A 10,865-nucleotide genomic window follows, 5' to 3' on the forward strand; every position below is an offset into this window, starting at 1 on the left:
TTGTTGCGCGGTCAGGTTCCGGCCAGCGCCTCGGTCGGTGCCAGCCGTCCTGCTCGTACCGCGGGATAGAGACCGGCGAGCGCGCCGATCAGCAGGGTGACGCCCATACCGGCGCCCGCGGCCCACATCGGGACCTCGGTGGGCCAGTCCCGTGCGTACGCGTATCCCGCGGTGATGACCGTTCCCAATGCCGTTCCACCGAGTCCGCCGAGCGCCGACAACAGCAGTGCCTCCGCCACGAACTGCCCCCGGATCTGGCCGCTCGTGGCGCCGAGGGATCTGCGCAGCCCGATCTCCGGGCGGCGCTCCAGCACCGAGATGACCATGGTGTTACCCACGCCCACCCCGCCCACCAGCAGTGCGACCCCACCGAGCCCGAGGAGCAGCCCCGTCAGCGCGGACTCCGTCGCCTCCCGGGCGGCCAGCGCGTCCGACGGCCGGGACACGGACACCTCACTCGGGCGTTCCGGGTTAGCCGTGGCCGCCAGCACATCTCGTACCGTCGTCACACTGTCGTCACGGGCCCGGACGTACACCGTGGACGGATGGCCGTCGAAGCGCAGATACGTCTCGGCTGCCTGCCAGCCGACCAGGGCCGACTGGTCGATCTCCGGTGCAAGCGGCACCGGTTTCAACACCCCGACCAGGGAGAACCACTTACCGCCCAGCCAGAGCCGGGAGCCGGGAGTGTGGACGTCCAGTCTGCGTGCGGCTTGCGCGCCCAGGACGACCGCCGGGTACTGCTCGGTCGCGTTCTGAAGCCAACGGCCGCTGTGGATCTTGCCACCGATCGTCTTCAGGAGGTCCGCTCCGGCCGCCGCCACCTCCACACTGCTCGTGCGCCCCGATGGGACGTGCTCATTGCGATAGACGGCGGCCTTCTTGACCGTACCGGTCGCCGCCACCTGCTGTACGGGGCCGATGCGCTGGACCATGGGGACCGTGTCCCGCGGCAGTGGCTTCTTCTGGCCGTCGGTCCCCTGACCAGGAGCGATACGCAGCATATTGGTGCCAAGACTGTCGAGTCTGCGATCGACCTCCGCCCTGCTGGAGCTGGAGATGCCCACCACGGCGACCATCGCCGCCACCCCGATGCCGATGCCCAGCGCCGACAGGAAGACCCGCAGCGGTCGGGTGCGCAGTCCAGTACCACCCAACCGGATCAGATCGGCGGGCCCCAACCGTGCGGGGCGCAGCACGGGCGCCCGACGGCGTCGGCTCATCGCAGCGCCTCCGGGTGGACCGCAACGGGACCGCTGTCCGCGACGATCCGTCCGTCCCGCATCTCCACCCTCCGGTCCAACTGAGCCGCCATTTCCCGGTCGTGCGTGATGACCACCACCGTGGTCCCCGCGGTGTGCAACTCCCTCAGCAGTACGAGCACGGCGGCTCCGGACGCCGAGTCCAGATTGCCGGTGGGCTCATCGGCGAGCAGGACGGCCGGTTCGCCGATGACCGCCCGCGCCACCGCGGCGCGTTGCCGCTCGCCGCCTGACAGTTGATGGGGCAGATGGTCGATGCGATGGCTCAGACCGACCCGCGCGAGTGCTTTGGCCGCCCTGCGCCGCCGCTCCCGCAGGGGGACGCCCGCGTACAGCAGCCCGTCGGCGACGGTGTCGAGCACCGGCACTCCCACGGCGAGATGGAACTGTTGGAACACAAAGCCGATGCGTTGTGCCCGGAGCGCCGAGACCTCGCGATCGGTGAGCCGGTCGATCCTGTGGCCGTCGACGGTGACCTGACCCGAGGACGGTCTGTCGAGCGTGCCCATCAGATGGAGCATCGTCGACTTGCCCGACCCCGAGTGACCGACGACGGCGACGAGTTCCCCGTATCCGATGGCCAGGTCGACTTCGCTGACGGCGGTGACCTGGCCGGCGTACGTCTTGGACACCCGGGCGAACTCGATCACCTTTGCGCCGGGCGTTGCCGCCCGGGTCTCCGGGACTGAGGCGGGGTTCGCTGTCGTCACTGGGGAATCCTCACCTTCGCGCCCTCGGTGAGATCCGGGCTCGTCACCTCGACCTTGCCACCGGCGAACAGACCGGTCGTGACGGGGATGAAGCGGTCTGCTGTGGAGCCATCGGAGGCCAGTTCCAGGCCGTGACCGCCCTCAGCGAGGGCGACGAGTGCGGCCACCGGAACCGTGAGCACCCCCTTGCGCTCCTTCACGAGGTACCGGACGGTGACAGGGCCGCTCTCCAGTCGGCCCAGCGAGTTCTGGTCGGTGAAGGTGATCACCACCGATACGGTCGCCCGTCCTTCCGATCCTCCGGTGCCTCCGTCGCTTCCCTGGCCGCTTCCGGCACCAGCAGCCGGTGCGGACGCGTCCTTTCCGACACTGCTCACCTTCCCCTTGACCGATCGCCCGTCCGGCAGCTCGACCGAGACCTCGGTGCCGCGCCGGGCCCAAGCGGTCTCGGAGGCCAATGCGCTCACGGTCACCATGCGGGAGGTGCTGGTGTAGCTGACGGGATCGCCCGCCGACGACGCGCCGATGCGCGCGTTGGTGGCCGCGATGCGGATCGGGCCAGGGCCGTAGACGACGTCTCCGGTGCCGACCCGGCCGGTCTGTGGGACGCCCAGGTCCTTCTGCCACTTCTTGACCGCCTGCGCGGTCAGTTCGGAGTACGACTCGTCCACGGTGAATCCCGTGTATCCGAGGGCGCTCAGATTCGCCTCGAACTGTTTGACGTCCATGCCGCGCAGGGCTGTCGTCCGTGTTTGCGGAGCGCCGGCGGGAAGGCCCTCGGCGCCGCCCGCTTGACCGCCACCGCCCGTCGAGGTGCTGCTTCCCGTACCGCCCGTACTGCCCTGACCCGGCGTGGTCGCCGTCCCCCCAGTACCGGCGGGCGGAGTGCCCTGCCCGTTGGTGTCCGCACCTTCCGTCGCAGGGTACGCGGCGGGGGCCACCGCCAACTCGCGGTACATGGGCAGACTGCCGTACAGCAACGTCACCGGACGGTCGTCGACCCTGAGCACCGGCTTTCCCCGGCGCACCACCGTGCCCCGCTCCGGCAGCCAGGTCACCGTGCCCTGCGCCTTGATGGGGAAGGGCACCTCGGGCCCATGGCCCAACTGCCCGTCGATCTCCGTCTGGTCGACCAGCGTGGCACGGGTGACCTGTACCGTCTTGCTGCTGCGGCCCGGGGCTCCGTCGGAGTCCTCACCATCACCACCCAGTCCCAGGGCGCCGACCGCGCTCACAGCGGCGACCAGCACGATCGCCACCCCCACCAGCAGCGGGCCACGGCCTCGTCTGGCTGCGCCCCTACGGCCTCCCGCGTGCTGTTGCTCCACCACGGGTTCGCCCGTCCCGGGCTCGTCCTCGTTCGTCACGGCTGTCACGGCCCTCATCCCGTCAGCCCTGCGGCGTGACGGTGCCCTCCGGCGGGACACCGATGATCGAGCCGCACGCCCGCGCGGCGCGCTTGGCACCCGCCGACGCGGAGTCCCAGGTGACCTCCTGCCAGAACCCCTCGGAGTCGGGGTCGGGGAAGTCGGGAGCGCCCTTCTCCTGCATGCACTTTGCGTACTTCTTCTTGGTCTCGATCTCCTTCTTGCTGAACTTGCCTTGCTGGACCCGCTCCACGCTCGTCGGTACCGGAACATTCAGGTCGCTGCAGTCCTCCGTTGCCTTGCGCGACTTCGGGTCCTGCTTGATCTTGCTGGCGTCTCCGAGGTCCACCCTTCCCTTGGCATCCGGGTCAGGAGCGTCGAGGCCCTTGTCCCGCAGGCACTGGACCCACTTGCGCTGTGCTTCGATGTAGGTGGCCATTTCGCCAGTCGCCGCCTTGTCCTTCTTGGCGTCGGACTTCTCCTTGACCGAGGCGACCTCGTCCTTGCCGTCTTTGCCGTCCTTGCTGTCTCCACCGCAACCGGTGAGCGTCAATGCCACTGCCGACGCCATTCCCACCAGCATCAGCCGGCCACCGAACCCTCGACGCGCACCCATCCCGGAACTCCCTCGTCATTCGTCGCCGTCCGACCACGGAGGTGTTCGGACGGCCCGAATCTAGGACCGGCATGTTGAAGAACCGATGAAGAAGCCATCAAGAACTCTTCCGGCCCCAGTTGGGTCCGCGGCCGTGGTGCCTGCGGCCCTGGTGTCGGCTTGTTGCGCCCGCTCATGAGTACGACTACTCAAGCGTCGCCACTCGCCCCGCCGTACCGTTCTCGCCATGCGCAGCAGCGGGCAGAAGCACTGGTACGTCCTGGCGGGACTACTCGTCATCGGTATCGTCGCGGCCGTGTCGGTCATCGTGCCGCGTGTGGGCGACCTGTTGAACGGGGAGCCCTATCCGACCGCCGACCCCGACACGGTCGCCGTACGGGTCCAGGACCGCTCCCGGGACATCTTCCTGGAACTCGGGCTGGCCGATCCGGTCGTGCCCGGGTACAACACCCTGCGTTCGTCACGCTGCAAGCAGACCTCGTTGATCAACTCAGGCCGAAGGGACCGCACGGCGATCGGTGTGCGGCACAGTTGGGGCGTGCGGCAGATCGACGAGCGCGCCGCACGCGTCGCCATGGAGAAGGCCGCCGATCGGCTCTTGGGCGTCGGCTGGAAGGCGGGGTACGCCTATGACAACGAGGGCCCCGACTGGATGGAGGTCGGCTCCCGCTTCGAGGACCCCACCACCGGTGACATCGTCTCCCTGCAGTGGGGCAGTTCTCGTCAGATGCTCGTGGTGAACGTGGAGTCGCCCTGTGCGCGCATTCCCGGCGACCACGCGAAGTCGGCCGGCGGTTCGTTCGAGTGGACGACTTCCACCCCGTTCGCCGCGCCCCGATGAGCCGTCGCACCCGTCCCGGCCCCGGTCGCTCAACGGACTCCCGGTACATCGAGCGCACGGGGTGTGAAGCGGACGGGCAGTGCGGTGAGGCAACGGTGGAACGGGCCCGGCCGCCAAGTCAGGTCGGGCCGTGGGGTGGTGAGGTCGAGGTCCGGTAGCCATTGCGTCAGCCGCTCGATGGCCTCGGTGGCGATGAGCAGCGTGTGGTGCTTGACCGGGCAGGCGTGTGGACCCGCGGAGAAGGACAGGTGCGAGGCGTCATGCGGATGGTGCCCACCGGTCGGCCGCTGCTCCACCTCCGCGAAGTGGGCGAGAGCGCCGTACGAGATCACCACCGGCACCGCCTCGCGCACCCACACGCCGTGGAAGGTCACGGGCTGACGCGCGTAGTGGATCCCGTAGTTGGACATCGGGGTCTCATAGCGCAGCACCTCCATCACGGCATCCATGACGGGGCGCGATCCGCTGGTGAGGGTGGTGTAGTACGCCGCATTGCCGAGGATGCGCGAGAGGGCGTTCGACACCAGGTTGGCGGTCGGCTCAAGGCCCGCCGCCAGGGTGAGGAAGACCTGCCAGGTCACCTCCTCGGGGGTGAGTTCCAGTGGGTGGTCGAGCAGCCAACTGGTCAGGTCATTGCCGCGTTTGGCGGACTTGGCCGCGATCAGCTCCAGTACGTAACGTCCGTACTCCTGCTCGCCCAGCGCCGCCTTCTCGCCGCCCTCCATCATCGCCCCGATGGAATCGCGGAGGCGGTCGCCCTCGCGGTCCGGCAGCCCGAAGAGACTGTTGAAGACCAGTGCCATGAGTGGCCTGGTGAAGTCCCGCACCAGATCAGCGCCGCCGTCCGGGCCGAACCCCGAGACGAGGACGTCCACCGCCCGGTGGACGAGTTCGCGCAGATCATGGGGTTCGATCAGGGCGAACGCATCGACGAGGGTGCGTCGGTAGCGCAGGTGGTCCTGGCCGTCGGCGAACAGGGTGTTGGGCCGCCAGCGCATCATGCCCAGCACCGGCGAGTCCTCGGCGACGGTCACCTCCCACGGGCGCGGATCGCGGGACCAGGTCTCGGTGTCCTGGAGCAGGTCGAGAGCCGCCCGACGGTCGACGACGACGTACGCAGGCACCCCGGGCGCGAGTTCGGCCCAGCCGATGGGGCCCTGGGCCCGCAGTCGCTCGTAGTGGCCGTGGGGATCGGCGGCGAAACCGTCCTCCCACAGGCGGACCGGGGTGGCGAGGGAGAACGCTTCGGCGGAGGGGGCGAGATGGGCGGGATGCATCGTCAGCTGGGCTCCGGGCTCGGGACATCGCGGGATATCAGGTGCTGGACCAAGGCGAGGAGGGCATCGATGGAGGCGTTCCGGTCCCGTGCGTCGCAGGCCACCATCGGGGTGTTCGGCTCCAGATCGAGGGAGGTGCGCAGTTGCTCGACCGTGTACTGCCGCGAGTCGGGGAAGGTGTTGAGCGCCACCGCGTACGGCAGGCCAGACTCCTCCACCAGCCCCAACACCTCGAAGGAGTCGTCGATGCGCCGGGTGTCCACGAGCACCAGGGCGCCGAGTGCCCCGTACGCGATGTCGCCCCACAGTGCACGGAAACGTTCCTGCCCAGGGGTGCCGAAGAGATACAGCACGATTCCCCCGTCCAGGGAGATCCGGCCGAAGTCGATCGCGACCGTGGTGGTGGTCTTGTCCCGCACCCCGGCGAGGTCGTCCACCGACACGGAAGCCTCCGTCAACTGCTCCTCCGTGTGGAGCGGTCGGATCTCGGACACCGAGTCGATCAGCGTCGTCTTGCCGACCCCGAAGGGGCCGGCGACCACGATCTTCACCAGTTCACGGGCGCTGTCCGGCAAGTGCAGGCCGCTAGAGCCGTACGGGCCGCTGGCGCTCGGCGCGGCGCTAGAGCTTGAGGGCGCGGAGACCATCGGCGACTCTCTCCAACAGATCAGGGCGGGGCTTGGCGGCATGGGGGATCGGTGGGCGGGAGGCGACCAGCCCCCGGTCGATGAGCTGGGCCGCCAGTACGCGCACGGCGGACACGGGCAGCTCCAGCAGGGCAGCCGTCTCGACCACGGTCAGCGATCCGCCGTCCAGGACCTCCAGCAGGCTGCGCTGGGCAGCGGTGAGATCGGCGGGCAGGGGCGGATTCTGCTGAAGTGAACACGGCGGGCTGACGACGACGGCCGAGGGGGGTGACAGGGGACGAGCGGTGTCGTGCGCCCTCGCGAAACCCGGGGGGAGCGGCACGGCGTCATCGATGTCGGGTGGTGTGCCCAGGGCCGGTGCTTCGACCGTCCGGGTACCGGCGCCGCTCGCTGGGGGCCCGTACCCCTCGTGGCCGTCCTCGCTGGGAACGCCCTGCGGCGAGTCCGGGTCCGCACCGCCGACCAGCCCGGTCAGTACCGACAGCCGCTCCAGGCTGTTGCGACTCGGCCGGGCCCGTCCTGCCGTGGACAGGTACGCGGGGACCAGCGGCCGGCCGCCCCGGCGTCCGGTCATGCGGTACCGGGGCCGTCGACTCCGCGGGGTGCCGCACTCATCGCCTTCTCGCCGAGCCGGGCCACCTGCGAGTGCACCCGGTGGGCCAACAGGTCCAGCCGGACTTCCGGGTCGCCGAAGGCCGCGACACAGGTCCCGTGACGGGTGGGGGCGACGAGGATGTACCCGTGGTCCGACTCGACCACGACCTGTCGCACCTCCGCACTGTCCTCGTCCGCGAAGGCCGCAGCCGCCGTACGGCACGCGCCCTGCACGGTGCTGGTGATCGCGGCGACCCGCTCGGCTGACGGCCTGGAGAGCCGATCGGAATAGCCGGAGACCAGACCGTCCCGCGTCAGCAGCACGGCGGCACGCACATGGGGAATCTCCAGGATCGGATCGAGTACCCATGCCGTGTCGCCTGTTTCGCGGGAGGTGCGGCTGGTCATCGGGGGTCGTTCCCTTCCCATTCGGCTGCGCTGCGCAGGGGTTCGGCCGCTGCGCGCGGAGTTTCGGCTTCGGTTCGTACGGGCTCGGCGTTGCGGGCGGCCAGGGTGCCCGCTTGCAGCGCCCCGAGGGCCGCCGCTGCCTGTTCGGGGGTGCGTACGGGGGCGTAGGGGCGGGCCCTGACGGATGTACCGGTGGTGGAGTCGGGCCGGGTCCGACGGCGGCGGCGGGGCAGCGCATCGCTCTCGGCTCCCTGCGGCGTCGAAGGCGCCGCCTCATGGGTGATCGGCTCCTCCAGCGGGGACCGGACACCGCTGGCTCCCGCAGAGGCTGGCTGGACCGTCTGCGGTGCCGGCGCTTGGGGGGCCGGCGACGGACGGGCCGCCGCGGGCTCCGGATCGGTCGCACTGCGCTCTGCGGGCACGGCGGCCGGTGTCCTCGACACCGCGGTGTTCTCGTCGGTCGGCTCCCCCTGGCTGCCGGGAGAGTTCCTGGTGGAGTGCGGCGCGGCGGCGGACGGCGGGTGCACCGTGGGATCGAGGTGGCTCAGCAGATGGTTCTTGACCAGCAGCACCGCCCGTACCCCGCCGTAGGGGGAGGGGGACGAGAGATCGACGGAGAGATCGAACTGCCTGGTCAGCTGGCCGATCGCGGCCAGTCCCATCCGCGGTGGGTCGCCCAACTCCGACAGCAGGATGGGGTCGTTGCCCGCGACCATGCGCTGTGCGTAGGTGCGTTCGTCCGGCGCCATGCCCACGCCCGCGTCATCCATGGTGATGGTGACACCGTGGTGGGCGCGTTCCAGATTCACGGTGACCACCGTGTCCGGGGACGAGTGGCGCAGCGCGTTGTCGAGCAGTTCGGCGACGATGATGGCGACGGGCTCGACGGCGTGGGAGACCAGCGCGGTGCCGTCCTCAAGGTGGTTGCTGATCCGGATGCGCTGATAGCCGGCCAGTCTTGACTGACCACCCGTCACCGCGTCCACGAGATGGGATTCCTCGCGGGCGAGTCCCACCCAGGCACCACAGACCACGGCGGCGACCTGAGCGCGGCGCAGTGACTGCTCGTTCTCATGGTCGAGCGCGAAGAGGGTTTCGGCCAGTTCGGGCTCGTCATAGCGCTGTTGGAGTCCGCGCAGGACGTCCTGGAGCCGGTACAGACCGGCTTGGATCTCCCGGGTGGTGCCGCGCATGCCCGCGCGGGCGGCTGCGTCGACGCGCTTGCGCTCCTGCGTCACCGCGGACAGCAGTCCTTCGAGCACCTGGTTGAGGCCGGCGCCCAGGGCGCTGCCGGTCAGGAGGTCGGGCCGGAGCGGTCCGGGAACCTTGATATGGGAATGCACGGACTGGGTCGCGGCGGCCGGGAGTCGGCGTTGGGCGAGGTGCACCACTTCGGCGGTGATTGCCCTTGAGGTGCGGCCCACTTCTTCGCGGGCCGATTCCAGATCTGCGCGGAGGGACGCGATCTCGTCATGCTGACGCGCGTGTTGACGACGTGACCGCAGCAGTCCGCCGCCCATGACGAACGCTGACAGGGTCCCTACGGCCAGGCCGATGACGGCCAGGTCCGGTATCTCGATCATCGAATAGACCTCGGGAAGGGTGCTGGTCAGGGCCGCCTGGGGATTGACCTGGCCCAGTAGACACTGTTCCCGAGCGATCTCGGTAGATCTTGCCGCAAGAAATTGTGAAGTTGTGTTGCAGAAAGGGAACTTGTGATCGGGCTGGGCTGATCACCTGTCAGGTAAAGCGCATGGTGAGCGCACATTTTCGGCCAGCTAGCCCGGGGTGGCGGATCAATGGAGATTTCGCTACCCGGCTTGGTCCCGTCCTGCGCCTCGGTTTTGGTCTCGGTCTCATTTGCCGGGTGCCGGGTGCCGGGTGCCGGGTGCCGGGTGCCGGGTGCCGGATGCCGCCTGCCGGGTGCCGGGTCTCGGGTGTCGGTTTCGGGTGCGCGCACGGCTCGGCCGCGACGGCTTCCCCCCGCGCCGCCGCGGCCGACATCGTGAGCAGTCCTGCATGAGCCATGAATAAGGCGTGCATGGGTCATGCAGTCGTGCGGTCAGTTCCTGCAGTCATGGGCTCGTACGCCCGTCCCCGTGTCCGTCCCCGTGTTCGTCCCTGGATCCATGTGTGGATCCGTGGGGATCAGAACCTCGGCGCTGCGGGCGTGTGGTGGTCGCCCTGCGTCGTCGGCCCGCCGTCCTTGGGCGGGTTGGGGAGGGGGTTGTCCAGCGGAGTGGTGATGATCCCGTCCCGCGGAGGCGTGGGGGTGTGGTGGTCCAGCGGAGTGCTGGCGACCCCGTCGCGCGGAGGCGCCGGAGTGTGGTGGTCCCGTGCCACCGCGTCCCGCGGCGGAGTCGGGGTGTGGTGGTCGCCCAGTGTGGTGACGACCGCGTCGGTGGGCGGTACGGGCGTATGACGGTCTTCCTGCGGCGTGAGGGCGCCGGCCTTGGGCGGGGTGGGGGTGTGGTGGTCCCCCATGGTGGTGATCCCGTCCCGCGGCGGGTTGGGCGTGTGGTGGTCGCCCAAGGTGGTGATGTCGTCTGGGGCCTTGTCGTTCATGTCGCTCATCTTGTCCCCCATGGGTTTGCCTTGCGATGAACCAGAAAGAGCCTTCCGCCCGGAGACTCCCCCGAGGGTCGCCGGACGGAAGGCCGTAGGACACTCACTCTCCCCCCGGAGAGGTGAGGGCCCTGTGCGATCCGTCTGCCCCCCGACGCGACGGATCGACTGGATAGGAGCATGTCGGACGGGCATAAACATTCGATGAACGTCCTGGCAGAAAGCTGTCACAGAGGGGCGGACGGCCGATTTTGTCCACAGGAACGGACACCGGCGAACGCACCCGCACTGGGTAGCGGACCCGGACGAACTCGGCTGCTGAGCCCGGACGAATCGGGAGCGACGCGGCGCCAGGAAATCACTCGACCGGTGGACCGGTCACGTACGGCGGGCGCGTCCGGTCCCCTCGCATCGCCCGGCTCCCACCGGGACCTTCCAGCCGCTCGAAAGCGGGCCAGCAGCCACCGGTGCGCTGCCCGAACCACGGCCCCGCACGCCGCTTCCCGTGGCGGGGCACCACCCCCCGAGCAGGCATTCGAGCAGACCGCCGTGAGGCCATCATTCCGGGGGACCGGCCG

Annotated in this window: 11 protein-coding genes; 1 reads left to right on the top strand and 10 read right to left on the bottom strand. The window is 69.5% G+C overall.

Features of this window, described 5'->3' with window-relative positions:
- Positions 1–11 precede the first annotated feature (11 nt).
- Genes ACFXJL_RS12585 through ACFXJL_RS12600 form a run of 4 tightly spaced genes read right to left on the bottom strand, consistent with a single transcriptional unit; the run spans position 12 to position 3,955 of the window.
- The gene (locus tag ACFXJL_RS12585) at positions 12–1,223 is read right to left on the bottom strand and encodes an ABC transporter permease (protein WP_383545242.1); all 1,212 of its coding nucleotides are present in this window, start codon (positions 1,221–1,223) and stop codon (positions 12–14) included.
- Positions 1,220–1,912: an ABC transporter ATP-binding protein gene (locus tag ACFXJL_RS12590; protein ID WP_384635895.1), complete on the bottom strand. Its 693-nt coding sequence runs from the start codon at positions 1,910–1,912 to the stop codon at positions 1,220–1,222. The genes ACFXJL_RS12585 and ACFXJL_RS12590 overlap by 4 nt, the downstream gene beginning before the upstream one ends.
- Positions 1,913–1,968: 56 nt before the next feature.
- Positions 1,969–3,348: a peptidoglycan-binding protein gene (locus ACFXJL_RS12595; protein ID WP_384691710.1), complete on the bottom strand. Its 1,380-nt coding sequence runs from the start codon at positions 3,346–3,348 to the stop codon at positions 1,969–1,971.
- A gap of 13 nt (positions 3,349–3,361) precedes the next feature.
- A complete protein-coding gene (locus ACFXJL_RS12600; RefSeq protein WP_384635606.1) occupies positions 3,362–3,955 on the bottom strand; it encodes a hypothetical protein in 594 nt (197 codons plus the stop codon).
- 226 nt (positions 3,956–4,181) lie between these two features.
- Here ACFXJL_RS12600 and ACFXJL_RS12605 point away from each other — a divergent pair, with 226 nt between their 5' ends.
- Positions 4,182–4,796: a hypothetical protein gene (locus ACFXJL_RS12605; protein ID WP_384691714.1), complete on the top strand. Its 615-nt coding sequence runs from the start codon at positions 4,182–4,184 to the stop codon at positions 4,794–4,796.
- A gap of 29 nt (positions 4,797–4,825) precedes the next feature.
- On the opposite strand, the gene ACFXJL_RS12610 is transcribed toward ACFXJL_RS12605, so the two are convergent.
- From ACFXJL_RS12610 to ACFXJL_RS12635, 6 genes are all read right to left on the bottom strand, one after another.
- Positions 4,826–6,073, bottom strand: a complete 1,248-nt coding sequence (locus tag ACFXJL_RS12610) for a cytochrome P450 (protein WP_384691717.1) — start codon at positions 6,071–6,073, stop codon at positions 4,826–4,828.
- Positions 6,074–6,075: 2 nt separating this feature from the next.
- A complete protein-coding gene (locus ACFXJL_RS12615) occupies positions 6,076–6,720 on the bottom strand; it encodes an ATP/GTP-binding protein (protein WP_358877177.1) in 645 nt (214 codons plus the stop codon).
- Positions 6,695–6,994 carry a DUF742 domain-containing protein gene (locus ACFXJL_RS12620; RefSeq protein ID WP_384635898.1) on the bottom strand — a complete coding sequence of 100 codons (300 nt, stop codon included), beginning with the start codon at positions 6,992–6,994 and terminating at the stop codon, positions 6,695–6,697. Before ACFXJL_RS12620 ends, ACFXJL_RS12615 begins: the two co-directional genes overlap by 26 nt.
- A gap of 296 nt (positions 6,995–7,290) precedes the next feature.
- A complete protein-coding gene (locus tag ACFXJL_RS12625) occupies positions 7,291–7,722 on the bottom strand; it encodes a roadblock/LC7 domain-containing protein (RefSeq protein WP_329020400.1) in 432 nt (143 codons plus the stop codon).
- Complete coding sequence (locus ACFXJL_RS12630; RefSeq protein ID WP_358877178.1) at positions 7,719–9,305, bottom strand: ATP-binding protein; 1,587 nt, start codon at positions 9,303–9,305, stop codon at positions 7,719–7,721. The genes ACFXJL_RS12625 and ACFXJL_RS12630 overlap by 4 nt, the downstream gene beginning before the upstream one ends.
- Positions 9,306–9,870: 565 nt before the next feature.
- On the bottom strand, positions 9,871–10,287 hold the full coding sequence (locus ACFXJL_RS12635; RefSeq protein WP_384635619.1) for a hypothetical protein: 417 nt from the start codon (positions 10,285–10,287) through the stop codon (positions 9,871–9,873).
- Positions 10,288–10,865: the final 578 nt, after the last annotated feature.

This window comes from Streptomyces sp. NPDC059256, assembly GCF_042753785.1.
Taxonomy (GTDB): Bacteria; Actinomycetota; Actinomycetes; order Streptomycetales; family Streptomycetaceae; genus Streptomyces.

Coding starts and splice junctions, on each gene's coding strand:
- ACFXJL_RS12585 (WP_383545242.1), bottom strand. CDS start 1,223: ATGAGCCGACGCCGTCGGGCGCCCGTGCTGCGCCCCGCACGGTTGGGG.
- ACFXJL_RS12600 (WP_384635606.1), bottom strand. CDS start 3,955: ATGGGTGCGCGTCGAGGGTTCGGTGGCCGGCTGATGCTGGTGGGAATG.
- ACFXJL_RS12605 (WP_384691714.1), top strand. CDS start 4,182: ATGCGCAGCAGCGGGCAGAAGCACTGGTACGTCCTGGCGGGACTACTC.
- ACFXJL_RS12610 (WP_384691717.1), bottom strand. CDS start 6,073: ATGCATCCCGCCCATCTCGCCCCCTCCGCCGAAGCGTTCTCCCTCGCC.
- ACFXJL_RS12615 (WP_358877177.1), bottom strand. CDS start 6,720: ATGGTCTCCGCGCCCTCAAGCTCTAGCGCCGCGCCGAGCGCCAGCGGC.
- ACFXJL_RS12625 (WP_329020400.1), bottom strand. CDS start 7,722: ATGACCAGCCGCACCTCCCGCGAAACAGGCGACACGGCATGGGTACTC.
- ACFXJL_RS12630 (WP_358877178.1), bottom strand. CDS start 9,305: ATGATCGAGATACCGGACCTGGCCGTCATCGGCCTGGCCGTAGGGACC.
- ACFXJL_RS12635 (WP_384635619.1), bottom strand. CDS start 10,287: ATGAACGACAAGGCCCCAGACGACATCACCACCTTGGGCGACCACCAC.